Genomic DNA, 22,677 nt, shown 5'->3' on the forward strand with positions numbered 1-22,677 from the left:
GGCGACGCTTGTGGTGCTCATCAGTTGTCCTTTCCTGGCCGCCAGATGGTGCCCACTGCAACGAAGGCAATGGCAAGCATCGCCAGAAGGTAGATCGTGCCCATGGCACTGGCCAGGCCGGGGTCACCGAAGCGGATCATGGTCCGGTAGATCAGCAGGCTCATGGTTTCGGAGGCCGACTGCGGGCCGCCATTGGTCTGGATGAGGATGGTGTCGAAGGCCCTTGCCGCATCGATTCCGCGGACCACCAGTGCCACGGCGATCACGGGACGCAGCAGGGGAAGAATGATCCTGAACAAGAGCGCCGGAGCCCGTGCACCGTCCAGGCGTGCCGCCTCGAGGAGGTCGCCGGGGATGTTCTGGAGGCCCGCGAACAGGACGAGGCACATGAACGAGGTGGTGAGCCAGATGTCCGGGATGGCCACGGAGAACAACACGATGTTCGGATCGGAGAGCCAACCTATCTGGTTGGGATCGGACAGGATGCCTGCCTGGTGGAGGAGCGTTCCGATCAGGCCGAAGTTGTCGATCATCAGGAACTTCCACAAAAGGCCTGCAACGATCGGGGCAATCATCAGTGGGTAGAGGAAGACGGTCCGCCAGATCTGGGACTTCTTTCCCAGTGTGGTGAACAGCAATGCCATGCCGAGCCCGAGGGCGAATTCGAGGGTCACCACCACGAGGGTGTAGGCGAACGTACGCCATCCGGCGCTGGTGAAGGCCTCGGAGGTGAACGCGGTGACGTAGTTTTGGAACCCCACGAAGTCGCGGGGGCCGCCGGCAATGGGAGAGATCTTGAAGAAGCTGTCTGCCACCAGGCGGAAGAGCGGGTAGGCCACGAATACGGCCAGGAACAGTGCCGCGGGCGTCATCAGGTAGAGGGCGAAGCGGCGATCGGAGATACGCACGGTTTTCTTTTCTGCTGGTTGGGACCGCGGCCGGCACTGTTTTTCGCGCGGTGCGCGTGCCGGTGCCGGCCGCGGAGTCTTACTTCAGGAGGTCCTGGATCTGCTTCTTGGCATCGGCCAGCAGGGCGGAGGTGTCGCCACCGGCCACGGCCTTTTGCAGCAAGGGGATCAGGACGGTGTCAACGATCTGCTGCCACTTGGCCGTTGCGGGGCGGGTGGCTGTGGCCTGGCCGTTCAGGGTCTCGATCAGCGGCTTGAAGCTCTCGTAGCCAGGCTGGTCCTGGTACTTCTGGAAGGCGCTGATGCGTGAGGCCAAGCCAAGCTTGGATTCAATTCCCTTGTCGTTGTAGTCATAGGCGCACTTGACGAACTTCTTGGCCGCGTCCGTGTTTTTGGTTGCCTTGGGAACGGACAGGTACCACGGTCCCGGGACACCCGCGACGCCGGCGCTGCCGCCGATCATCGCTGCGGCTCCCACTTTGCCGGCCACCGGAGAATCGGCGGGAATCTGGCGGTAGGCGTGGGCCCAGAAGCGGGTCATCGCGGTCTTGCCCTGGTTGAACAGGTTTTGCGCTGCAGCCCAGTCAACCTGTGCCGCGCCGGTGGGGGCGTCCTTGGTGAGGCTCACGTAGAAGTCCAGGGCCTGCTTGTGGGCGGCGTTGTCGATGACCACGTTGTTGTCCTTGTCCAGGACCATCGGAGAGCCGGCCTGGAGTACGTGGGCCAGCCATTCCGTTTCCACGGCGCCCTTGACGTCCGTGCCGAACATGCCGTCCTTGGTGAAGAACTCGGAAATGTCCTGGTACTGCTTCCACGTCTTGGGGGCAGCGAGCTCGTAGCCGTACTTGGCCTGGAAATCAGCCTTGTTCTTGGCGTCCTCGAACAGGTCCTTGCGGTACAGGATGATCTCGGCGTTGGTCCATGCCGGCATGCCGATGAAGTGGCCATCCACGTTGGCTTCCTTCACCAGGGCCGGGAAGATGTCCTTCTTTGCCTCGTCGGTGAAGAGTTCGTCGATGGGCTGCACAGCGTCCTTGAAGCTCGGAAGCCATACGGAGTCCAGTGCCGCGACGTCGAAGGAGACGTTGCCGGAGGAGAACTCGCTGGAGAGGCGGTTGAACATGCCGTCGTAGGGGAGTTCGACGAAGTTCACGTCCACGCCGGCGTCCTTCTTGCACTGCTCGGCCACGCCGGCCAGTTCTGCGTGGCCACCGGCTTCGACCAGGACGTTGATGGAGCTGGAGCCGCCGGAGCCGCCCGACGATGGTGCGGGACCGCCGGCGCCACAACCGGTGGCAACGAGTGCGACGGCGGTGCACAGCCCGCCGAGGGTGACGAGCTTGGAGATGGTGTTTCGAGTGGACATCGCTGTCGACTCACTTTCTCTTGAACGGAAATTGCAGAGAGATGGGGATGACATGTCTTTGGCTTGAAAAATCGTTTTGCCAAAACGACTTGGCAACGACATTAGGGCTGGACGAATGGGTGTGTCAACTGTTTTCCACGAAACTTTTCGGGCTCTTGACGGCCGGGATCGGATGACCATAAAGTGATCGGCGCCGCTCGACAAATCGTTTTGGCACATTTTGGCTGATTTGGCAAGCTTTTGGCACCGCCCCGGTTGCCTGGCCGCGCCCGTCTGCGCCGATCGCACCCGTACCCGGGGTGCGTGACCTGGCCGCGCCCGTTTGAGCCGAACGCACCCGTACCCCGGGGTGCGTGGGGCGGGAAGGGGGGCGTCCCATCCCACGAAGGGGTGCGCCGGGCGGGAAGGGGTGCGTCCCGTTCCACCGTCCTTGGACACGTCCACCATGGCCGACAAAGCAATACCCAAAGCAGTCACCGAGTTCGAAGGAGAACCATGGACCCATCTCTGCCCCTGAGCCGGAGGAGCATCCTCCGGTTGATTCCCGCGGCGGCAGTCGCGGCCACCGCCGTCGTGCTGTCCGCCAAGGAAGCTCTGGCAAAAGAACCAGCCCAGCAGGCAGTTGCCGCGCAGACCCCGGCAGCCACGGGTCACCGGGCAATCATCGGCATGCTCTAGCGCAACGCATGCACTACCCACCACGAAGCTAGGCCACTCAAGCAGTACCCCCAACGATGTGAGGAGAACACGCTGTGACCACTGTCTACGACGTCACCACCTGGTCTGTCCCCGGAAACCCGTCCGCAACGCCCTACAACGACATCGGGCTCATCATCAACAGCATCATTGCCGATGTGAAGTCCCAGCAGACCAACCAGGCATCCAAACCGGGGGCCGTTGTCTACATCCCGCCGGGAGACTACTCGCTCAAGACCCGGGTCAACGTCGACATCAGCTTCCTGACCATCCGTGGATCCGGGCACGGCTTCACGTCCAGCAGCATCCGGTACAACGCCGGGAACACGTCAAGCTGGTACGAGATCAACCCCGGCGGCAGCCGGATCCGGGTGGAAAACACGGACGGAAACACCGATGCCTTCAGGGTTTACCGCACAGGCGATCCGAGGCTCAGCTCCATCGTGTTCCAGAACTTCTGCCTGGATGGGGTGTCCTTCAACTCCAACCAGAACTCCTACCTCAACGGCAAAACAGGCATCCGCTTCGATTCGGCAAATGACTCCTGCCGGGTGGAAGGCATGGGCATGGTTTACCTGGAACACGGCCTGGTGGTCCGGGATACTGATGCCCTGAGCGTGAGTGGCAACTTCCTGGCTGAGTGCGGCAGCTGCGTGGAACTCACAGGTTCCGGGCAGGCTTCCAAAGTCACGGACAATCTCATAGGGGCGGGGTACGTGGGTTTCTCCATCTTCGCGGAGGGCCACATGGGCTTGCTGGTAAGCGCCAACAATGTGTTTCCCCGGGGCAAGAGCAGCGTGCACTTCAAGAACTGCACCCGCTCTACCATCACCAGCAACCGGTTCCATGCGTTCTACGCCGGGATGGTCAACTTCGAGGGAAGTTGCACGGAAAACCTGGTAGGAGCCAACCACTTCCTGCGGCAAATGGAACCGTTCGATCCCCTCAAGCCCTACAACAATGGCTTGGATGACCTGTTCGGCCTGGTTCATCTGGCAGGCAGCGGGAACACGGTTACTGGCAACCACTTCAGCTACGACGTCCCCGCGGGTTCAGTGAGCCCGTCCGGCCAGAAGCCCACCATCATCCTGGTGGCCTCCGGCGCCAATAACTACATTGCCGCGAACAACACCATCTCCTCGGTGGCTGCGAACACGGTGGTGCTGGACGGTTCAACCACCGGCACCAAGGTGCTGGACAGCGGTGGTGCCGGCGAATTTGTGCACTACACCAGCTCCTACTCGTTCCGGGCAACCCCTTAGCGCCGGGCTGAGCAGGAAGGTCTGTCAATGATGACAAGACGCACCAAACCGCCGGTGGTCGCCTCGGTGATGGCCGCCGTCGTGGTTTCACTGTCCCTCGTGGCGACTACAGCTCCGGCGCACGCTACTGACCCCGACCCCGCAACCCAGCAGTACCGTCCTTCTGTGCACTACACCCCGTTGAAGAACTGGATGAACGATCCCAACGGGCTGGTCTACAACAACGGGACGTACCACATGTACTACCAGTACAACCCTTACGGGACGACCTGGGGCAACATGAGCTGGGGCCACGCGACCTCCACGGATCTGCTGCACTGGACCGAACAGCCGTTGGCCATCGCACAGACCGTCAACGGCAGCGGACAGGCCACGGAGGATATCTTCTCCGGTTCCATCGTGGTGGACTCGCAGAATACCAGTGGCTTTGGAACACTTCAAAACCCTCCGATGGTGGCCGTTTACACCAGCAATTTCACCGGCAACCACCCCTTGTACCCAGGAAAGCAGGCCCAATCGCTGGCGTACAGCACGGACAGCGGCCAGACATGGATCAAGTACTCCGGAAATCCCGTGCTCTCCAGGAACACTACGGACTTCCGCGACCCGAAAGTGTTCTGGTACCAAGGCCCCGCCGGTTCCTACTGGGTCATGTCGGCCGTGGAAGCCAACGAGCACAGGGTGCTGTTTTACAAGAGCAGCGACTTGAAGAGCTGGACTTACCTGGACGACTTCAAGCCGGCCAATGCCACCGGCGGGCAGTGGGAATGCCCGGATCTTTTCCCCTTGGCAGTGGACGGCAACGCGAACAACACAAAATGGGTGCTGGTGGTGAACATCAACCCGGGATCAGTGGCCGGTGGCAGTGGAGGTCAGTATTTCGTTGGAAGTTTTGACGGCACCACCTTCACGTCCGAAACCACCGATCCGGTCGACGTTGCTCCGCCGGGGAGCCTGCTCGCGGGCTTCAACGGCGGGAGCTACAGCGGCTGGAACGTTGGCAATGATCCGGCCAACCCTGCAGGCCCTTGGGGAAGTGCGCCGGCCAATGGAACGCTGACGGGCCAGCAAACCGTGACAGGTTCCATTGGTTCCGGGTTGGTGAACGGGTTCAACGGCGGAGACGTCCCCACCGGTACCTTGGAGTCGGCGCCGTTCACCATCACCAAGGACTACATCAACTTCCTGGCCGGCGGCGGAAACCACCCGCGGCAACCGGGGGAGCAACCAGGCAACACACCACCACCGGGCTACCTCTTGTTCGACGGCTTCGACTACCCGGGAACACTCAGCGCAGCCGGTTGGCAGCTGACAGGAGACTTCGAGGCAGCCAGGAACCCGTCAACAGCGGGCGGCGAATACGCCATCGGAAAGCGCATCAACACCTTCGAGGGCGGACCCAACGCTGATAACAACACTGGAACCATCACCTCACCGGAGTTCTATCTGACCAACACGAACATTGGGTTCCTCCTTGGCGGCGGCAACCGGACGGACGGCTCACTCCAAGTGGAACTGTTGGTAGGCGGCGTTCCGGTGCGGAGCACCACAGGCAGCAATTCGGGCGATCTCAACTGGAAGAACTGGGATGTCTCCCAGTATTACGGGCAGATCGCACGAATCCGGATCGTGGACAACGCCACAGGACCCTGGGGCCACCTGACACTGGACAACATGGTTCTGGGCTCACAACCGGCGCAACCGCGTAGCAGCGAGACCACGGTCAACCTGATGATCAACGGGCAAGCCGTCCGCACCACTACGGGCTCCGACTCCGAGCACCTGGACTGGAAGGCCTGGGACGTCAGTGCCTACAAAGGAAGCCAGGCGACCATCCGGATCGTGGACAACAACCGTGGCGGGTGGGGACACATCCTGGCGGACGAGTTCGTGGCTTCCGATATCACCCGCTTGGAACAGCACGACTGGCTGGACTGGGGAAGGGACTACTACGCGGCGGTCTCGTTCAACAACGTCCCGAACGGCAAGCGGATCATGCTCGGCTGGATGAACAACTGGGATTACGGGCAGTCCACACCCACCAGCACCTGGCGGGGTTCAATGGCCTTGCCCCGCGAAGTTCAACTCACGCAGACCAGCCAAGGTCCCCGGCTCACCCAGAATGCTGTCCAGCAGGTTGATGGCCTGAAGAACACAGGGGCTGCCTACACGGCTCCCGTGCAGGACATCGCGTCAGGAACCAGCAGTCTTCCCATTTCCGGGGACGTGCTGCAGATCGATGCTCAGTTCTCACCGGGTACGGCGTCGGCGTTCGGGCTGAAAGTGTTGGGAAATGGCACGGAGGCCACAAAGATTGGGTACGCCACAGGCTCGGGGCGGATTTTCATCGACAGGACGAACTCCGGCAACGAGGGCTTTCACCCCGCTTTCGCATCGCTGGACGACGCACCTGTCCAGCTCATCAATGGCAAGCTCAGCCTGCGGATCTATGTTGATAAGGCCTCTGTGGAGGTCTTTGCCCAGGACGGCCTGGCCACCCTTACGGACCAGGTCTTCCCTTCGGCGGGCGCCAACTCCGTGTCCCTCTTCTCGGAAGGAGGGACCGCCCGGCTCGAAAGCCTTACTGTCACGCCGCTCAACAAGGCGATGTGGTAGCCGGTGATTAACCACGACGGCGGTTGGTCACCTAAGTGACCAGCCGCCGTCGTACGAAAACTCTTAGTCTGCTTTGACCGCGAGGACCGGGCAATCCGCTTCCAGGAGGATGCGCTGGGACACGCTGCCCATGATGAGCTTGCCCACCGGACTGCGGCGCCGGAGACCGATGACGATCAGGCCGGCGTCGTGCTCCTCGGCTGCATCAAGTACCTCCGCCGCTGCGTCGTGGCCGCGGACGGGCTGCTTGATGACGTGCTGGATGCCGTGTCCGGCGAGCCTGTCCTCGATGCTTTGGATATCCGGCTCTTGGGCGAAACGGTTGTCCACCAAGGCATCGCCCTTGGACGAGTTGATGACCAGCAGTGTGTCGTTGCTCTTCTTGGCCTCGGCGATCGCCTGCGTCAGCGCAGCTTCGCCCTCTGGCGTGGGGACGTATCCCACCACGATGGTCATGGTTTCTCCTGTTTGTGCTGGACCGGGGTGGTCTCGTGGTGGATTGATTCGGGCTCTTCATGGCTGGCCGGACCTGACGGTACGGTGAGCACTGGCGCCGGTCGGTTCCGCCGGATGAGCTTGAACACCAGCGGCCAGGCCAGGATGATGCCGATGATGACGTAAATCCCGACGGCGATCGGCTCGCTGAAGAGCCCTGCCGGGTCGCCGGCGCTGAGCTGAAGGGTCTTGCGGAGCTGGCCTTCCAAACGCGGGCCCAGGATGACGCCCAGGATGAGCGGCAGGACAGGAAGCCCGAACCGTCGCATCATGAACCCCAGGGCACCCAGGACCAGCAGTACCACCAGGTCGAACGCCTGCAGGTTCACGGAGTAGGCACCCAACGTGGCGAAGAAGAGAATTCCCGCGTACAGGTACGGGCGGGGCAGCTGCAGCAGCTTGGCCCAGAGCGGTGCCAGGGGCAGGTTGATCAACAGGAGCAGCAGGTTGCCGATGAAGAGGCTCGCGATCAGTGCCCACACCAGCGGTCCCTGGCTCGAGAAGAGCTGTGGACCCGGCTGGATGCCGTAGGACGTGAACGCCGCGAGCATCACCGCGGCCGTGGCGTTGGTCGGGAGGCCGAGCGCCAGCATGGGGGTGAGGGTACCGGCGGCAGCAGCGTTGTTCGCCGCTTCCGGACCCGCCACGCCTTCGATAGCCCCGTGGCCGAACTCTTCAGGATGCTTGCTGAGGCGCTTCTCAGTGACGTAGGACAGGAAGGTGGGGATCTCGGCACCGCCCGCGGGCAAGGCTCCGAAGGGGAACCCGAAAACCGTACCGCGAAGCCAAGGCTTCCAGGAGCGCTGCCAGTCCTTCTTGCCCATCCAGGGACGGCCAACAGGGATGACGTGCAGGGGTGTGCGGCGCAGGTGCGCAGCAACCCAAAGGGCTTCGCCCACCGCGAAGATGGCCACTGCCACCACCACAATGTCCAATCCGTCGGACAACAGCGGGATACCGAAGGTGAGGCGGCTCTGACCGGTCACGGAATCAAGGCCCACCAAGCCGATGGCCAAACCAAGGCCCAAGGAGGCGAAGCCACGCAGGCGTGACTTGCCGAGGACTGCGGTGACGGCCAGGAGCGCGAGCATCATGATGGCGAAGTAGCTGGGGGAGCCGAGGCTGACGGCGAACTTCACGACGATCGGTGCGCAGACGGCAAGGAGGGTGGTGCCGATGGTGCCTGCCACGAACGAGCCGATGGCCGCCGTCGCGAGCGCTTGGGCGGCGCGGCCCGCCTTGGCCATTTTGTTGCCTTCGATGGCCGTCACCACCGACGACGATTCACCGGGGGTGTTGAGCAGGATGGACGTGGTGGAACCGCCATACATGCCGCCGTAGTAGATACCGGCGAACATGATGAACGCGCTGGTGGGCTCGAGGGCATAAGTGACGGGGAGGAGCAGTGCCACGGTCATGGCCGGGCCCAGCCCGGGGAGGACGCCGACGGCGGTGCCCAGGATGACGCCGATCATGGCGTACATCAGGTTCAGGGGAGTCAGGGCGGTGGAGAAACCGTCCATCAAGGAGGACCAGACGTCCATCAGAGGATTCCTTCCAGGAGCCCGGCCGGCAATGCAATGCCGAGTCCGAGGTAGAAGCCGTAGAAGGTGAGCAGGGAAAGTGCCACGGAGATGATTCCGTCGCGGATGTACCGGCGGCTGCCGAGAGCAAGGACGCTGCCCCAGAACAGGATCGTGCCGGAGATGACCCAGCCGGCCCAGTCGATGAGCAGGATGTTCAGCAGAAATGCGCCAGCGAGCGGAAGGATGGTCTTCCAGTCCGCAGGGTGGGTCAGGTCCACATCTTCGCCTTCTTCGGCTTCGCCTTTACCGCCGCGGATAACGTTGATGGCAAGCATCACGGCGCAGACGAGCAGAATTCCGGCCACAATGAAGGGGACCGTTTTGGGACCCACCGGATCCGATTTCGAGTACGGGGTCACCAGGCCGTTGGCGTCCAGGAAGACAAGGACCCCGACCACGCCGAGCAGGAGGGCGACCCCCAGCTCGGCGCGGCCTTTCAAGCCTGTTGCTGGAGAGCTCACGCCAAACCAAGCTTGGTGAGTACGTCTGCCACCCGCTTGTCCTGGTCAGTCAGGAACTTCTGGAACTCGTCACCTGTGACAAAGGCGTCAGTCCAGCTGTGGGTCTTCAGCGCTTGCTTCCAGCCCTCAGAAGCGTGCATCTTCTCGAGTGCGGCGATCAGCGACTTCTTGTCGGCGTCGCTGATGCCCGGAGGGGCCACGATGCCACGCCAGTTGCTGAACACGAGGTCAATGTTTGATTCCTTGAGAGTCGGGGCATCCACGCCGTCAAGCCGCTTTTCGCCACTGGTGGCCAGGACGCGGACTTCACCGGACTTGATCTGCTCCAGGTACTCACCGGCACCGGATGCGGCAAACCCCAGCTTGTTGCCGAGGATGGCGGGGAGGAGATCGCCGCCGCCGTCGTAGGAGACGAAGTTGACCTTTGTGGCGTCGATGCCCACGGCGCCAGCCAGCTGCATCGGCAGGAGGTGGTCCGGTCCGCCGGGCGAGGAGCCGCCACCTACGGAGATGGACGCCGGGTTGGCCTTCCAGGCTTTCACGAGGTCGTCGATGGTCTTGTAGGGGGAGTCCTTGCTGACCATGATGGCGCCCGGCTCTTCAATCAGCTTGGCCAAGGGGGTGGTGTCCGTCAGCTTCGATTGGGACTTGTTGGTGTAGCTGGCGCCGACGACGCCCAGGCCCATCAGCATGGCGAGATCGCCGTTGCCCTTCTCATTCACCACGCGTGCCAGGCCCACAGTGCCGCCTGCGCCTGCGAGGTTGAAGACCTCGGTGTTGTTGGCGATTTTTTCGTCGTCCAGCACCTTGGCCGCTGCCCGGGCGGTGGTGTCGTAGCCGCCACCGGGAGTGTTGGGAACCATGATCTGGATGCCGGTGATGGGGCCGGCAGCAGCGCCGGAGCTTTCAGAACTTGTGGAGCTCTTGCCCGTGGCACCGCAACCGGTGGCCATCAGGGCGAGGCCGGCGGCGACGGCGGCGACTCGCAATGCGCGGATCTGGCGCATGGTGTTCCTCTTCTCAGTGTTGAATTCTTTGCAGGGCGATCAACGTTGTGCCCCGTGCATTGATGCTAGGGGCGGCCGTGACGGCGATCACTCTTGTGTTCGCAGTGATCTTTAAGTTCATTGCGTTCACGGTGGTGGAAGGTCCCCTGCGGCTCTGGGGTATAGTTCCGGTACGCCACGCGGAGCGCCCCCAACATGCTCCACTCTCTGGCACCACCAAAGGAATTTTCAGTGACTCGACTGGCTCGAAGAAGAGGCATGTCCCTTGCCGGGCAGTACCTTGTGCTGCAGTTGCTGATTGTCCTTGCCGTCCTGGTGGCGGTCGTGGCCATCTCCCTGGCGCAGTCTGCCGCAGCTTTTGAACGCACCGAGGGCCGCAGGGCGCTGTCCGCTGCCGAAGCCCTGGGCAACAACCCCGCCGTGAGGGCTTTGCTCCCCACCGCCGAACCACGCGGAGGTTCGGCGCTCCCGGCCGTCGCTGAATCCGTCAGGACGGTCTCTGGTTCAGCCCACGTGGCCCTCGCCAAACTGGACGGCACCGTCATCACGGCCTCGGACCCTGGCTTGATTGGCCGGCCCCTGCCGCTGGGTGAAAGCAGGGTGATGGAAGGACGGGCCTGGACGGGCGTCCTCAAGGGAAGCACCGGGGAAGTCCTCTCCGCCCATGTGCCGGTGATTGACGACGCTGGAGAAGTGATCGGCATTGCGTCCATCAGCCGCAACTACCCCTCCACCCTGGAAAGGCTGGGCGACGCCGTCCCCAACCTCCTCACCTACCTCGGCGTGGCCAGCATCCTGGGAGTAGCGGGTTCCCTGCTCCTGTCCCGAAGGGTGAAACGGCAGACCCTCGGCATGGAACCACGCGAAATCACCGGGCTCGTGGAAAACCGGGAAGCCATGCTGCAGGGCCTGAAAGAAGGCGTGGTGGCATTGGATCCCCACGAACGGATCACCGTTGCCAACCAGAGTGCCCGCCAATTGCTTGGTTTGCCCGATGACTGCGTGGGTAAGAAGCTCCGCACCCTGCCGGTGGACCCGGCCTTGAAGGTGGTGCTGACCCGCGAACAGTCGGATCCTGACCAGCTGGTGCTGGTCGGCGAACGGCTGGTGGTGATGAACCGCGTGGCCCTCCATTCCCACGGGCGGGACATCGGTTCGGTGACCACCCTGAGGGACCGCACCGAGTTGTCCTCCCTGGAGAGCGAACTCGGTGCCACCCGCACAGTCACCGACACCTTGCGTGCACAGGCCCACGAGTTCGCCAACCAACTCCACGTCATTTCCGGCTTGATCCAGATCGGCGAATACGATTCCGTGGTGCAGTTCGTCAACGGTGCCACCGTGGAGCGCACCCGGCTCAACGACGACGTGACCCGCCGGATCGAGGACCCGGCGCTCGCCGCCCTGCTGATCGCGAAGGCCAGCCTGGCCACTGAACGCGGCGCCGAGCTGAAGCTGGACCCGCAGTCCGCGCTTCCGCGCGTCAAGGACGAACTTTCCCGGGACATCACCACAGTGGTCGGCAACCTGGTGGATAACGCGTTCGACGCCGTCACCGGCCTTCCGGGGGCATCGGTCCGCGTGCTGGTGGTCGACTCGCCCGAAGACGTGGTGGTGACCGTACAGGACAACGGGCCCGGAGTGCCTTCTGAATCTGCTGAGGCTATCTTCCAGCAGGGCTATTCCACCAAGGAACCGGGACCTGGAGATGCCAGGGGCTTTGGCCTTGCGCTGTCACGGGTTATCTGCCGGCGCAGCGGTGGCGACCTGACAGTGGCAAACGACCCGGGTGCGGTGTTCACCGCCCGATTCAGCAAGCACAGCACCGAAATGAGAAAAGGGGCAATACAACAGTGATCAAGGTCCTGATCGTCGATGACGACTTCATGGTGGCCAAGGTTCATGCCGGCTTCATCCAGCGGAGCCCCGGGTTCGGGGTGGTGGGCGTTGCCCATACAGGTGCCCAGGCATTGGCGCAAACACAGCGGCTGCAGCCCGATCTTGTGCTGCTGGATATCCATCTCCCGGACGTCAACGGGCTGGACCTCATGCATCAGCTGCGCGACGTCGCCCCGGACCTGGACGTGTTGGTGATCAGTGCTGCCCGCGAGGTAGAGACGGTGCGCAAAGCCCTTCGCGGCGGCATTGTCCACTACCTGATCAAGCCGTTCTCTCAATCCGATCTCCAGGAACGGTTGGAGCACTACCTCAGTGCCTACCAGGGGCTGGATGCTTCCAAGGTCGAGGCTGAACAATCCGACGTGAACAGGGTCTTCGGGCTCAGTGTGTCCGAGCGTTCGCTGCCCAAAGGCTGCAGCGTCGAGACGCTGGAGCTTGTTGAGTCCGCGTTGAAATCGGCGCCGGGTGACCTTTCCGCAGCGGAGGTCGCCGAACAGTTGGGTACCTCCAGGGTCAGTGCCCGCCGCTACCTTGAGTACCTCCATGATGAAGGTGCGCTGGACGTGAGACTCAAGTACGGCGTCGGGCGTCCTGAGAGGCGGTACGTGCTCAAGGGGCGGTGACCCGCTGGCGCTAGCAAACGGACCCCAGCTTGAAGGGATTGATGCCCTGCGCGGCCATGACGTACCAGGCAGTCGCTCCCGTATGCAGGCTCGTGTAACCGGTGTCATCGCCTCCCGAGTATCCAACTCGGGAGTTTGCCTGGATTCCTTTACCGTCCCGGTTCGGACCGGCGTCCTGTGCACGCTGCAGGTTTTGGATGTAAGTCGCCGACTTCGCCTGGTTTGCTGTGCTGCCTTGGCATTTGAGGGCGAGTGCCATGTGGGCGGTTCCTTCAAGCCAGACAGTTTTGTCGTTGTGGGAAAGATTCGCAGGATTGGTTTGTAATGCGAAGCGCACTCCGGTGATGGGTGTTGCAGGCACGCTTGAATCGGTGACTTCCAGATTCGCAATGTTCCACTGGAGGGCGGGCGCGTAGGTGGCACTGAGCGTCAAGAGGTATGCCCAGGATTGAACGTCTTCCGGGATGTACTCGTTGGTATTGGTGGTGATCCCGTCATTCGTTGTGCCTATTTCGAATCGCCCCGCAGTGGAATTCCACATGGATGCCAGAAATGTCTTGGCCCGGTTGGACTGGGTCAACCACTTGGAATTGTTGGTTGCCTGGTAGAGAGCCCCGAAGAATCCCGCGGCGTCGATGTTGTGCTCGGATGACTTCCACATGATCTTGGTGCCGTCGGAATTCAGGCCGCCCGTGAAACCACCGGCACCTCTTGTGTCCGTCGTGTTGTTGATGATCCAGTCACCCAGCTTGATGGCCCCGTTGAGGTAGCGGACATCCGATGTCACGTTGTAGAGGTGTGTGAGGGCCAACCCGGACCACGCCATGTTGCCGAGAGCCGATCCGGATGTCTGGATATTCGGAACACCCGAAGTGCTGAAGAGGTTCTGGGGACCGTAGGCATTTCGAAGCCGACCATCGCCCTTGGGATCGTTGGCCTGCATTTTCAGGAACGCGTCTCCCATGTTCTTTGCACGCGTGATCGAGGCAGACCGCTGTGGGTCTGTGGCAGGTCGGTTCGCATAGGCGATCATCACCAAAGCGTCGTCATAAAGGACCGAGTTGTCCCAGAAATCCAGATACCCTGCGTGGTAGCTCGACGGCAGGCGGAGCGTCGGCGCGAGAGCCCATTCATCCATGGCGCCGTCAAGATGTTGGTAAGCACGCGGGACGGAATCTGCGGTGCTTGCCACTGCGGCGGGCTGGGGCAGCCACGCGCTGGCCGCTATAACTGCCAAGGCCACCGAGGTAGCCCACCACCTGCTTGTCCTGTTCATCAAAGTCCCGTCTCTCCTGAACCGAGTTCTGCGCGCAGCGCGTACTGGTCGACTCCAGACCGGTCTCCGTCAGGACGCCCACCTATCTCCTTAGTGTGCGCGGACGGGCGTTCGTGACGGCACCGCGAGGTACCGGGTTGGTACGGTGGTCCCGTGGCTATCAATCTGCGTGTCCCTGAAGACCTGGATCGGCGACTGGAAAAGTTGGCCGCTGAGAAACACACGACCAAGTCCGCGCTCCTGTTGCAGGGCGCGGAGTTGGTGCTGCAACGACATGCGAGTCGACGCGAAATCGCTGAAGGCCTCGATTTCGTGATGAGCCACGATGCTGAGCTTCTGATTCGGCTCGAGGACGCGTAGCCACCCACTCATCGACGGCAACAAGCGGACTGCGTGGACGCTCATGGTGCTATTGCTTTGGATCAACGGATACAGGCATGACTTCCCCACAGATAAGGGCTTTGACCTTGTGGTGGGAGTCGCCGCGGGCACCATTGAACTGCGGGATTCAGCGGCCGCGATCACTCGGCATTTGGTGCCGCGCCATTAAACCCCAACCGTCTTCAGGTAGTTCCGGATCCCGTCCACCACGAGCTGATGATCCTCGTCGGAGCTCAGACCGGACACCGTCACGGCCCCGATCACCCCCGCACCGCGCACACGGAGAGGGAAGGATCCACCCGCCAACGTGTAGTCCTCGTGCGCCAGCCAACCTCCGCCCACCGGGCTGTGGCCCCGGGCAGCGAATTCCTCGGAAAGCAAAGCGGTGCTGTGCTCAAAACGCAGCACCGAAGCGGATTTCCGGCGGATCCACTCTTCCTGGTCGGACGTGGCGCCGGGCAGGACGCAGCGGAAGAGCACGATGTTGTGCCGGCGGATGTCGATGGCCACACCAAACTCCGAAGCGATGGCATGGTTGGCGATCAACGAACCCAGGCGCCAAGCGTCATGGTGGTCAAACGACGCGAAGACCAGCTCTTCTTCCTGCCGGCGGAGTTCGGTGAGGCGCGGGGATTCAGTCATTGATGTCTCCCGACCGGACAGAGTCTTCCGCGACAGCGTCCGCCTCGTAGCGCAGCCCGATCTGTCGCCTTATTTCATCCATGGCTGCCATGATGGCCACGCTCTCGTCCGGGGGCAAGATGGTTCCGGCAGTGGAACCTTCACGGACCAGTCGTTCCAATTCCGAGGCTTGGTATTGCATTCCCCTGCTGTTCACTGGCTGGTCGTACCGCTCCACAACGCTCCCATCCACCGCGTGAACCGTGAACGGAACGGGGTTGTACCAGGTGTGCTCGATGTCGATCCACCCCTCGGTGCCGATCACCAAGGCGCGGTTGGCGCTGGCCGCGTCCAGTTCGCAATCCACCAAAGCCTGCGCACCGCCGTCGTAATCGAAAATCGCCGCCGTTTGGCGGTCGACGCCGGTAGCAGTCATGGACGCGCTGGCGTGGATGGCGGACGGTGCGCCGAGGATGTCGAACGCGAAGGAGATGGGATAGATGCCAAGGTCCAGCAGCGCGCCGCCGCCTAGGGCGGGATCGTTGAGGCGGTGTGCAGGATCCTTGGGCAGGCTCTGGTTGTGGCTGGCGATGACTTTCCGGACCTCGCCGATGGTTCCGGCGGCGATGATTTCGCGGATCCTGACCATGTGGGGAAGGAAACGCGTCCACATGGCTTCCAACGCGACGAGCCCTTTGGAAGCGGCGAGGTCAACGATTTCCTGTGCTTCGCGGGCGTTCATCGTGAACGACTTCTCCACCAGCACGTGTTTGCCCGCGTTGAGCGCCAGGAGCGCATTGGCGTGGTGCATGGGGTGAGGCGTGGCGACGTAGACCACGTCCACCAGGGGATCCGCCACCAGCTCTTCGTAGCTGCCGTGCGCCGTTGCCACCGCATACTCTTCCGCGAAGGCCCGGCTGGTGTCCAAGGAACGCGAACCGACGGCCTGCACGGTGAATCCGTTGTCCTTCAGGTCCCGCGTTTGCAGTCCGGCGATGAATCCGGTGCCGAGGATTCCCCAACGGATGGTGCCCTCGGATGTCCCATTGCTAAGCGTCACGTGGTTGGTCCTTTGCCGGATCGGTAACGGGGTACGCCACAAACGCAAAGCACGCGGAATCCGGCGACCAGCTGTTGACGTTGAGGGTACCCTGACCGCCGGAAAGTGGCCACGTCCTGAGCGGGGCGGCCCAGTTTTCGGTCGAAACAAGCACGACGTCGACAGGCAAGTCAGCGGGGTGGCCTACGGTCCCGCGGGGGAACCGGAGGTAACTGGCATAGCGGCCGTCGGGGGAAAGATGGGGGAACCAGTCAACTGACCCGGACTGGAGCAGCTGCTCGAAACCGCTGCCGTCCGGGCGGATCCGGGCGAGTTGTGCGTGGCCCTTGGCCGTGCTGAAGGATTCAGTGTTCAGGTACAGCCAAGCACCGTCGGGAGAGTACTCCGGCCCGTCGCAGTGGCCGGGACCGACGTCGATGGGGGCGCCAGCACCGCCGTCGGACGCCATGACCATGAGGCGACCGGGCTGCGAAAAGTCACCGGCCTCGATGCCCACGTAGGCGAGTTCTTTGCCGTCCGGGCTTACGCCGTGGAGGAAGTGGAAGGCGCCGTCGTCCTTGGTGATGCGCTCCGCCCTGCCGCCGGCCAAAGGGGCGCGGTAGATCTGGCCGTCGTTGGCGGAGAGGAAGATGTCGTCGCCACCGGGATCGAGGACGTGGTCATTGTTGAGGTCCGGGATGCCCGTGAGCGGGATTTCCGTCAACTCGGCGGAATGCGCGTCCAACTTCCAGAGCTTTCCGTCCCCATTCAGGATCAGGGACTGACCGTCCAGGGTCCAGTTGGGGGCTTCAAGAAGGATATCCCCGGTGCTGTAAAGGAGTTCGCTGCGGCTGGAGACCGACGCGATCCGCACCTCACAGCGTTGTCCCGTTTGCAAGGTGCGGATCACGTGTGTGTCCTTAGTCTTTGCTGCTGAAGGCGGCGTCGAAGCTGGTCTGCGACGCCGGGAAGTCGAACTTCTTCAGGGCGGCGAGGGCTTCGGGAGCGCCGTGGAGGCGGTCCATGCCGGCGTCTTCCCATTCGATGCTGATGGGTCCGTCGTAGCCGATGGCGGTCAGGGCGCGGAAGGAGGCTTCCCAGGGAACGTCGCCGCGTCCGGCGGAGACGAAGTCCCAGCCGCGGCGGGGGTCGCCCCAGGCCAAGTGCGAACCGAGGACCGTGTTGCGGCCGGTCTGGCGGACCTTGGTGTCCTTGCAGTCCACGTGGTAGATCCGGTCCTTGAAGTCCCAAATGAAGGAGACGGGATCGATGCCCTGCCACATCATGTGGGACGGGTCCCAGTTGAGGCCGAAGGCTTCGCGGTGGCCGATCGCCTCGAGCGTGCGGACGGTGGTCCAGTAGTCGTAGGCAATCTCGCTCGGGTGGACTTCATGGGCGAAGCGGACTCCGCATTCGTCGAAGACGTCCAGGATGGGGTTCCAGCGGTCGGCGAAGTCCTGGTAGCCGGCTTCGATGACCTTCTCGGGGACCGGCGGGAACATGGCCACGTACTGCCAGATCGAGGAACCGGTGAATCCGACAACGGTGTCCACGCCGAGCGCCTTCGCAAGGCGGGCAGTGTGCTTCATTTCCTCGGCGGCACGCTGGCGGACGCCTTCGGGGTCGCCGTCGCCCCACACTTTGGAACCGACGATTGCTTCATGGCGGAAGTCGATCGGGTCATCACAGACGGCTTGGCCCTTGAGGTGGTTGGAGATCGCCCAGACCTTGAGGTTGTACTTCTCCAAAACGGCAAGTTTGGACTCGACGTAGCCGGGCTCGTCCCAGCGCCATGCGTCGAGGTGGTCTCCGGAAACGGCGATTTCCAGGCCGTCGTAGCCCCAGCCCGAGGCGAGCTTGGCGACTTCCTCGAACGGGAGGTCGGCCCACTGGCCGGTGAACAGGGTGTACGGGCGGGGCATGGTCAGGCTCCTTCGATAGGGGTGTTGATTGGCTTGGGGGACAGTTGGATCAGTGAGCTTTTGGCGGCCGCCGACTCTTCGACGGCGGCCAGGATGTGCTGGACGTTCAGGCCCTCCTCGAACGACGGCGACGGCTGGCTTCCGTCGCGGATGGCGGTCAGGAAGTCGCGGATTTGGTGCGTGAAGGTGTGTTCCCAGCCGATGATGTGCCCTTGCGGCCACCATGCTTCAAGGTACGGGTGCCCGGGCTCGTTGACCAGGATCCGGCGGAAGCCCTGCTCCCGCACCGGAACTGTCGAGTCCAGGAAGCCGAGTTCGTTCAACGCCTCGAGGTCGAAGAGGATGGTGCCCTTGTCGCCGTAGATCTCGAGGGTGAGGGAGTTCTTCCTGCCGGTGGCCACGCGGCTGACTTCCACTGAGGCGATTGCTCCGGAGGCGAGGGTCAACGTGGCCCAAGCGGCGTCGTCGACCGTTACTTCTTCCAGCCCCGCGTCGCCGGGGCGGCGGTCTACGAAGGTCTGCAGGCGGCCGGAGACCTCGGTGACGGCATCGCCGAGGAGGTAGAGGACCTGGTCGATGGCGTGCGAGGCGATGTCGCCGAGCGCGCCCGAGCCCGCGGTTTCCTTCCGGAGCCGCCAAGTCATGGGGGACCCGGCATCTGAGAGCCAGTCCTGAAGGTAGGCGGCGCGGATATGGCGGACGGTGCCGAGGCGGCCCTCGGCAATCAATTCGCGGGCCAGGGCAAGGGCGGGCACGCGGCGGTAGTTGAAGCCGATCATGGACTGGACACCACGCTTGCGGGCTTTCGCGGCGGCGGCGGTCATGAGTTCGGCTTCACCCAGTGTGTTGGCCAGCGGCTTCTCCACCAGGACATGTTTGCCGGCCTCGAGGGCGGCGATGGCGATCTCGGCGTGCATCCAACCGGGTGCGCAGATGTCGATGATGTCGATGTCCTCGCGCTCGATGACTTCACGCCAGTCCGTGGCCGATTCGGCCCATCCGTACTTGGCGGCGGCTTCGGCCACCTGGGTGGCGTCCCGGCCCACCAGCACTTTCTGCTCGAAGGCCGGGACGTCGAAGAAACTGGCCACGTTCCGCCACGCATTCGAGTGGGCCTTCCCCATGAAGGCGTAACCGATGGCGGCCACGCCGAGGGGGCGGTCGGTGCTGTCCTTCGACAGTGCGGGCGTCTGCGCCGTGTTCATTGTGATGCTCCTAAATAAGGGTCCGGTGGACAGTGCCCGGAGGCGTGATGTGCTCGGCAGCTACTTGACTGCGCCCGCTGAAAGGCCTGCGACAAGGTGCCTCTGGACCAGGATGAATCCGATGAGGACCGGCAGGCTGACCACCACGGAGGCGGCCATGAGCTGGTTCCAGAACACATCCGATTCGCTGGCATAAGCCTTCAAACCAAGGGACAGAGTCTTGGTGGACTCATTGGTAAGGACCGAGGCGAACAGCACTTCACCCCACGCCGAGATGAATGAGTAGACGGCCACAGCGATGATGCCCGGCTTCGCGACCGGGAGGATGACGCGGAAGAGTGCGCCCATGCGGCCCGTGCCGTCAATCATGGAGGCTTCCTCCAACTCCTTGGGGATGGAAGCGAAGTACCCGCTCAGCATCCAGATGGCGAACGGCAAGGTAAACGTCATGTACGTGATGATCAAGCCGAGGTAGGAACCCTGGAGCTGAAGCCCGGTGATGTTCCGGATCTGGGTGAAGATCAGGTAGAGCGGCAACAGGAACAGGATGCCCGGGAACATCTGGGTGGACAGGACCGTGAGGCTGAAGGCGCGCTTGCCCTTGAACGGCAACCTTGCGATCGCGTAGGCGGCCAGCACCGCGACGGTGACGGAGCACGCTGTGGCAGCAACGGTGATGATGAGGCTGTTCTGGAAGTACTTCGCCAGCGGCACCGTGGTCCAGATATCAAAGTACGGAGCAAGGGTGATCTCGCGCGGAATCCACTGGAACAGCCCGGCGACATCCTTCAGCGGTTTGATGGACGTTGAAACCACCACGAAGAGCGGTATTGCGACCCAGAGGGAGAGGATGGTCAGGACCACGTTCCTCAGGATCCGGAAGTTGCGGGTCTCAATCATTGTCGGCTCCCTTTGGCAGCACCATGCGGATGTAGAAGACAGAAGCGATGAAGAGGGCGATCAGCAGGAGGACACTCATTGCTCCGCCGAGGCCGAAGTTCCAGCTGCCAAACGAGTTTTGGTAGATCAAGGGGGATATGAGGGTGGCTTCCTTGGGGGAAGTGGCACCGAACAGGACGAAAGGAATGTTGAACTGGTTGAACGTCCAGAGGGACATCACCATCAACAGCACTCCGTTGGCCGGGCGGACCATGGGCAGGGTAATGGTCCGGAACTGCTGCCAGAGGGTGGCGCCGTCAATGGCTGCTGCCTCGTAGACATCGTTCGGAACATTTTGCAGTGCCGCCATCAGCATGAGGAAGGCGAAGGGCCACAGCTGCCAGACATTGACTACCACCATGGCCCCGAACGAGTTCTCGCCAAGGAGCCAGAAGGGGCGGTGGTCACCGAAGAGATGGAGGGTGTCCACCAGGATCTGGTTCACCGCGCCGTCGCGCTGGTTGAACATGAAGGCCCACGCAATGGTTCCGACGTAAGCAGGAAGCGCGTACGGAACCAGGAAGAAGGTCCGCAGAAGGGCGCGGCCCTTGAAGTTCGAGGAAAGGAAGACGGCACCGGCCATGCCGAGTACCCATGAGAAGCCCACCACGAGGATGGTGTAGAGGAGGGTACGGCCAACTGTGCTGAAGAAGGCCTGCCCGATGGTGCTCTCCGGGTTGAGGCCGTTGATGAAGTTCTGCAGGCCCACGAACGGGGCGTTGAGCCAGTTGGTGAGGTTGAGCTGCGTCAGGGAAATGAACGCGATCCACACACCCAGGAGCATGGGGCCGATGTGGATGAGGAGTTCGAGGATGGCGGCCGGAGCGATCAGGCCGTAGGGAAGGAAGGACCGGCGCCGTTTGCGGATCGGCGTCGAAGGGGTGGGCCCGTCGGGCTCAGGATGGGCGGCCGTTGTGCTGCCCGCAGCGGCTTTTCCGCTGTCCAGCGCTGAATGTGACATGGAAACTCCTTTGCCGGAGTGGAGGCACCACAAGCTGTGGCGCCTCCACCCTCAGGGCATGGTTACTGGGCCGCGGCCATCTGGTTATTGGCGTCCTTGAGAGCCGCCTTGATGTCGTCTTCGGAAACAGTTCCGGTTGCTGCCTTGGCAAAGAGGTTCTTGATCGCAGTACCCGTCAGGGTCTCCATCTGACCTTCTTTGGCGATCAGCGGCATCGGCAGGGAGTGGTTGGACAAGGCTTCGTTCTTGGCCTTGACCTCTTCAGTCTGGAATGCAGCGTCCTTGGATGCGGCGCTGACCACAGGCAGGGAGGAGTAGGCCTTGTTCAGGGCTACCTGCTCCTCGTCACTTGTCAGGAAGGCAGCGAGCTTGATGGCGTTTGCCTTGTTCTTGCTGTTCTTGAACACGCTCAGGTTGATACCGGCCACGTGGCTCTGGGTGGCGCGGTCGCCCGTTGCGTCAGCGGTCATCATCGGGACAGCGGCCACGCCCCAGTCCTTGAAGTCACGTGCTGCGAAGTTCTTCAGGGGGCTCTGGTCAAACATCATGGCTGCCTTGCCGTTGATGAGGTTGTCCACCTTCTGACTGCCCTGGCTGAGCTCGGCGTCGGAGGGCGACATCACCTTGTCAACAGCCATCAGGTCAACGAACTGCTTGACGCCCTGGACCTGCGGGTCGCTGTCGAACGTCGGCTTGCCGTCCTTGTCGAAGAGCGTGCCACCGTTCTGGAGGCCCCGGACGAACGCCTGGTGCGAGTTGGCCGAAACCGAAGCCCCGGCTGCGGTGAAGCCCCACTGGTCCGGCTTGCCGTCGCCGTCGACGTCCTTGGTCAACTTCTTGGCGTCGGCCACGAACTCGTCCCAGGTGACCGGCGCCTTTTCGATGCCGGCTTCCTTGAACATCTTGGTGTTGTAGTACAGGTTGTAGGCCAAACCGTACAGGGGGATCGACGTCGGCGTCTTGCCTTCGGCGCCACCGGTTGACCAGCTGGTCTGCAGGAAGCGGTCCTTGCCGCCGATGGCGTTGAGGAGTTCGCCTTCCACGGGCTCAAACGCTCCCGTTTCCTGCAACGTCACGGCCCAGGTGTTGCCGATGTTCAAGACGTCGGGACCGTCCCCACTGGTTACTGCCGTAAGGATGCGGTTGTAGAGGTCGGTCCAGCCGATAACTTCCAGCTTGACCTTGACGCCCGTCTTCTCCGTGAAGCGGTCGAGGCTGGGCTTCAACTTGGCCGCGGTGTCGTCAAGGCTGTTGCCCTGGTCGGAGGCCCAGTAGGTGATGGTGTCGCTGGAGGCCTGTGGAGTGTCGCCTCCACCGCAGCCGCTCATGCTCAGGGCCAGGGCGGCAGTGGCGGCGAAGGCCGAAAGGACTTTCAGGGGGTTCTTCATTATTGCTCCGATTTCTCGTCGTCGAG

21 protein-coding genes are annotated in these 22,677 nt (G+C 62.6%); 6 read left to right on the forward strand and 15 right to left on the reverse strand.

Annotated features, from left to right (window positions below; all coding sequences use genetic code 11):
* Positions 1–20: 20 nt before the first annotated feature.
* Both PQ627_RS12495 and PQ627_RS12500 read right to left on the reverse strand, forming a co-directional pair.
* A complete protein-coding gene (locus PQ627_RS12495) occupies positions 21–908 on the reverse strand; it encodes a carbohydrate ABC transporter permease (RefSeq protein WP_144661466.1) in 888 nt (295 codons plus the stop codon).
* 79 nt (positions 909–987) lie between these two features.
* Entirely contained in the window at positions 988–2,274 is a 1,287-nt protein-coding gene (locus PQ627_RS12500) for an ABC transporter substrate-binding protein (RefSeq protein ID WP_274261439.1), read from the reverse strand.
* Positions 2,275–2,769: 495 nt separating this feature from the next.
* On the opposite strand from PQ627_RS12500, the gene PQ627_RS12505 reads away from it, so the two are divergent.
* The 3 genes from PQ627_RS12505 (at position 2,770) to PQ627_RS12515 (ending at position 6,848) form a co-directional block, all read left to right on the forward strand.
* A complete protein-coding gene (locus PQ627_RS12505; protein WP_274261441.1) occupies positions 2,770–2,952 on the forward strand; it encodes a hypothetical protein in 183 nt (60 codons plus the stop codon).
* 74 nt (positions 2,953–3,026) lie between these two features.
* Positions 3,027–4,232: a NosD domain-containing protein gene (locus tag PQ627_RS12510; protein WP_144661469.1), complete on the forward strand. Its 1,206-nt coding sequence runs from the start codon at positions 3,027–3,029 to the stop codon at positions 4,230–4,232.
* Positions 4,233–4,259: 27 nt separating this feature from the next.
* Positions 4,260–6,848 (forward strand): GH32 C-terminal domain-containing protein, encoded by a 2,589-nt coding sequence (locus PQ627_RS12515; protein WP_373458800.1) that lies wholly within the window; start codon positions 4,260–4,262, stop codon positions 6,846–6,848.
* Positions 6,849–6,911: 63 nt separating this feature from the next.
* Here the strand turns inward: PQ627_RS12515 and PQ627_RS12520 are convergent, their stop codons facing one another.
* The 4 genes from PQ627_RS12520 to PQ627_RS12535 are packed head-to-tail and all read right to left on the reverse strand — an operon-like array spanning position 6,912 to position 10,397.
* Positions 6,912–7,304 carry a universal stress protein gene (locus PQ627_RS12520; protein ID WP_144661470.1) on the reverse strand — a complete coding sequence of 131 codons (393 nt, stop codon included), beginning with the start codon at positions 7,302–7,304 and terminating at the stop codon, positions 6,912–6,914.
* Positions 7,301–8,887 carry a tripartite tricarboxylate transporter permease gene (locus PQ627_RS12525; protein ID WP_274261445.1) on the reverse strand — a complete coding sequence of 529 codons (1,587 nt, stop codon included), beginning with the start codon at positions 8,885–8,887 and terminating at the stop codon, positions 7,301–7,303. The genes PQ627_RS12520 and PQ627_RS12525 overlap by 4 nt, the downstream gene beginning before the upstream one ends.
* On the reverse strand, positions 8,887–9,390 hold the full coding sequence (locus tag PQ627_RS12530) for a tripartite tricarboxylate transporter TctB family protein (protein ID WP_274261447.1): 504 nt from the start codon (positions 9,388–9,390) through the stop codon (positions 8,887–8,889). Before PQ627_RS12530 ends, PQ627_RS12525 begins: the two co-directional genes overlap by 1 nt.
* Positions 9,387–10,397: a Bug family tripartite tricarboxylate transporter substrate binding protein gene (locus PQ627_RS12535; protein WP_274261449.1), complete on the reverse strand. Its 1,011-nt coding sequence runs from the start codon at positions 10,395–10,397 to the stop codon at positions 9,387–9,389. Before PQ627_RS12535 ends, PQ627_RS12530 begins: the two co-directional genes overlap by 4 nt.
* Before the next feature lie 258 nt (positions 10,398–10,655).
* On the opposite strand from PQ627_RS12535, the gene PQ627_RS12540 reads away from it, so the two are divergent.
* Entirely contained in the window at positions 10,656–12,254 is a 1,599-nt protein-coding gene (locus PQ627_RS12540; RefSeq protein WP_274261450.1) for a sensor histidine kinase, read from the forward strand.
* On the forward strand, positions 12,251–12,919 hold the full coding sequence (locus tag PQ627_RS12545; protein ID WP_274261452.1) for a response regulator: 669 nt from the start codon (positions 12,251–12,253) through the stop codon (positions 12,917–12,919). Before PQ627_RS12540 ends, PQ627_RS12545 begins: the two co-directional genes overlap by 4 nt.
* Before the next feature lie 10 nt (positions 12,920–12,929).
* On the opposite strand, the gene PQ627_RS12550 is transcribed toward PQ627_RS12545, so the two are convergent.
* Positions 12,930–14,195 carry a hypothetical protein gene (locus PQ627_RS12550; RefSeq protein ID WP_274261454.1) on the reverse strand — a complete coding sequence of 422 codons (1,266 nt, stop codon included), beginning with the start codon at positions 14,193–14,195 and terminating at the stop codon, positions 12,930–12,932.
* A gap of 153 nt (positions 14,196–14,348) precedes the next feature.
* On the opposite strand from PQ627_RS12550, the gene PQ627_RS12555 reads away from it, so the two are divergent.
* Entirely contained in the window at positions 14,349–14,555 is a 207-nt protein-coding gene (locus PQ627_RS12555) for a ribbon-helix-helix protein, CopG family (RefSeq protein ID WP_274261456.1), read from the forward strand.
* Between the two features lie 186 nt (positions 14,556–14,741).
* On the opposite strand, the gene PQ627_RS12560 is transcribed toward PQ627_RS12555, so the two are convergent.
* The 8 genes from PQ627_RS12560 to PQ627_RS12595 all read right to left on the reverse strand — a co-directional run bounded on the left by PQ627_RS12560 (position 14,742) and on the right by PQ627_RS12595 (position 22,651).
* Complete coding sequence (locus PQ627_RS12560; protein WP_274261458.1) at positions 14,742–15,218, reverse strand: heme-degrading domain-containing protein; 477 nt, start codon at positions 15,216–15,218, stop codon at positions 14,742–14,744.
* Positions 15,211–16,257 carry a Gfo/Idh/MocA family protein gene (locus tag PQ627_RS12565; RefSeq protein ID WP_274261460.1) on the reverse strand — a complete coding sequence of 349 codons (1,047 nt, stop codon included), beginning with the start codon at positions 16,255–16,257 and terminating at the stop codon, positions 15,211–15,213. The genes PQ627_RS12560 and PQ627_RS12565 overlap by 8 nt, the downstream gene beginning before the upstream one ends.
* Positions 16,247–17,146, reverse strand: a complete 900-nt coding sequence (locus PQ627_RS12570; RefSeq protein ID WP_274261462.1) for a TolB family protein — start codon at positions 17,144–17,146, stop codon at positions 16,247–16,249. The genes PQ627_RS12565 and PQ627_RS12570 overlap by 11 nt, the downstream gene beginning before the upstream one ends.
* A gap of 10 nt (positions 17,147–17,156) precedes the next feature.
* Positions 17,157–18,158, reverse strand: coding sequence for a sugar phosphate isomerase/epimerase family protein (locus PQ627_RS12575; RefSeq protein WP_274261463.1), 1,002 nt, complete (start codon positions 18,156–18,158; stop codon positions 17,157–17,159).
* Between the two features lie 2 nt (positions 18,159–18,160).
* On the reverse strand, positions 18,161–19,363 hold the full coding sequence (locus PQ627_RS12580; protein WP_274261465.1) for a Gfo/Idh/MocA family protein: 1,203 nt from the start codon (positions 19,361–19,363) through the stop codon (positions 18,161–18,163).
* A 60-nt stretch (positions 19,364–19,423) separates the two neighbouring features.
* Positions 19,424–20,263 (reverse strand): carbohydrate ABC transporter permease, encoded by an 840-nt coding sequence (locus PQ627_RS12585; RefSeq protein ID WP_144661483.1) that lies wholly within the window; start codon positions 20,261–20,263, stop codon positions 19,424–19,426.
* Entirely contained in the window at positions 20,256–21,263 is a 1,008-nt protein-coding gene (locus tag PQ627_RS12590) for a carbohydrate ABC transporter permease (protein ID WP_144661484.1), read from the reverse strand. Before PQ627_RS12590 ends, PQ627_RS12585 begins: the two co-directional genes overlap by 8 nt.
* A 62-nt stretch (positions 21,264–21,325) precedes the next feature.
* The gene (locus PQ627_RS12595; RefSeq protein WP_144661485.1) at positions 21,326–22,651 is read right to left on the reverse strand and encodes an ABC transporter substrate-binding protein; all 1,326 of its coding nucleotides are present in this window, start codon (positions 22,649–22,651) and stop codon (positions 21,326–21,328) included.
* Positions 22,652–22,677: the final 26 nt, after the last annotated feature.

Origin of the sequence: Paenarthrobacter sp. AB444 (genome assembly GCF_028736865.1) — a bacterium.
Taxonomy (GTDB): Bacteria; Actinomycetota; Actinomycetes; order Actinomycetales; family Micrococcaceae; genus Arthrobacter; species Arthrobacter nicotinovorans_B.

What these genes read in the sequence shown, in the direction of transcription:
- PQ627_RS12585 (WP_144661483.1), bottom strand. Translation starts at nt 20,263, where the DNA reads ATGATTGAGACCCGCAACTTCCGGATCCTGAGGAACGTGGTCCTGACC.
- PQ627_RS12525 (WP_274261445.1), bottom strand. Translation starts at nt 8,887, where the DNA reads ATGGACGTCTGGTCCTCCTTGATGGACGGTTTCTCCACCGCCCTGACT.
- PQ627_RS12540 (WP_274261450.1), top strand. Translation starts at nt 10,656, where the DNA reads ATGTCCCTTGCCGGGCAGTACCTTGTGCTGCAGTTGCTGATTGTCCTT.
- PQ627_RS12595 (WP_144661485.1), bottom strand. Translation starts at nt 22,651, where the DNA reads ATGAAGAACCCCCTGAAAGTCCTTTCGGCCTTCGCCGCCACTGCCGCC.
- PQ627_RS12500 (WP_274261439.1), bottom strand. Translation starts at nt 2,274, where the DNA reads ATGTCCACTCGAAACACCATCTCCAAGCTCGTCACCCTCGGCGGGCTG.
- PQ627_RS12590 (WP_144661484.1), bottom strand. Translation starts at nt 21,263, where the DNA reads ATGTCACATTCAGCGCTGGACAGCGGAAAAGCCGCTGCGGGCAGCACA.
- PQ627_RS12550 (WP_274261454.1), bottom strand. Translation starts at nt 14,195, where the DNA reads ATGAACAGGACAAGCAGGTGGTGGGCTACCTCGGTGGCCTTGGCAGTT.
- PQ627_RS12535 (WP_274261449.1), bottom strand. Translation starts at nt 10,397, where the DNA reads ATGCGCCAGATCCGCGCATTGCGAGTCGCCGCCGTCGCCGCCGGCCTC.
- PQ627_RS12575 (WP_274261463.1), bottom strand. Translation starts at nt 18,158, where the DNA reads ATGCCCCGCCCGTACACCCTGTTCACCGGCCAGTGGGCCGACCTCCCG.
- PQ627_RS12560 (WP_274261458.1), bottom strand. Translation starts at nt 15,218, where the DNA reads ATGACTGAATCCCCGCGCCTCACCGAACTCCGCCGGCAGGAAGAAGAG.
- PQ627_RS12505 (WP_274261441.1), top strand. Translation starts at nt 2,770, where the DNA reads ATGGACCCATCTCTGCCCCTGAGCCGGAGGAGCATCCTCCGGTTGATT.
- PQ627_RS12515 (WP_373458800.1), top strand. Translation starts at nt 4,260, where the DNA reads ATGATGACAAGACGCACCAAACCGCCGGTGGTCGCCTCGGTGATGGCC.
- PQ627_RS12520 (WP_144661470.1), bottom strand. Translation starts at nt 7,304, where the DNA reads ATGACCATCGTGGTGGGATACGTCCCCACGCCAGAGGGCGAAGCTGCG.
- PQ627_RS12580 (WP_274261465.1), bottom strand. Translation starts at nt 19,363, where the DNA reads ATGAACACGGCGCAGACGCCCGCACTGTCGAAGGACAGCACCGACCGC.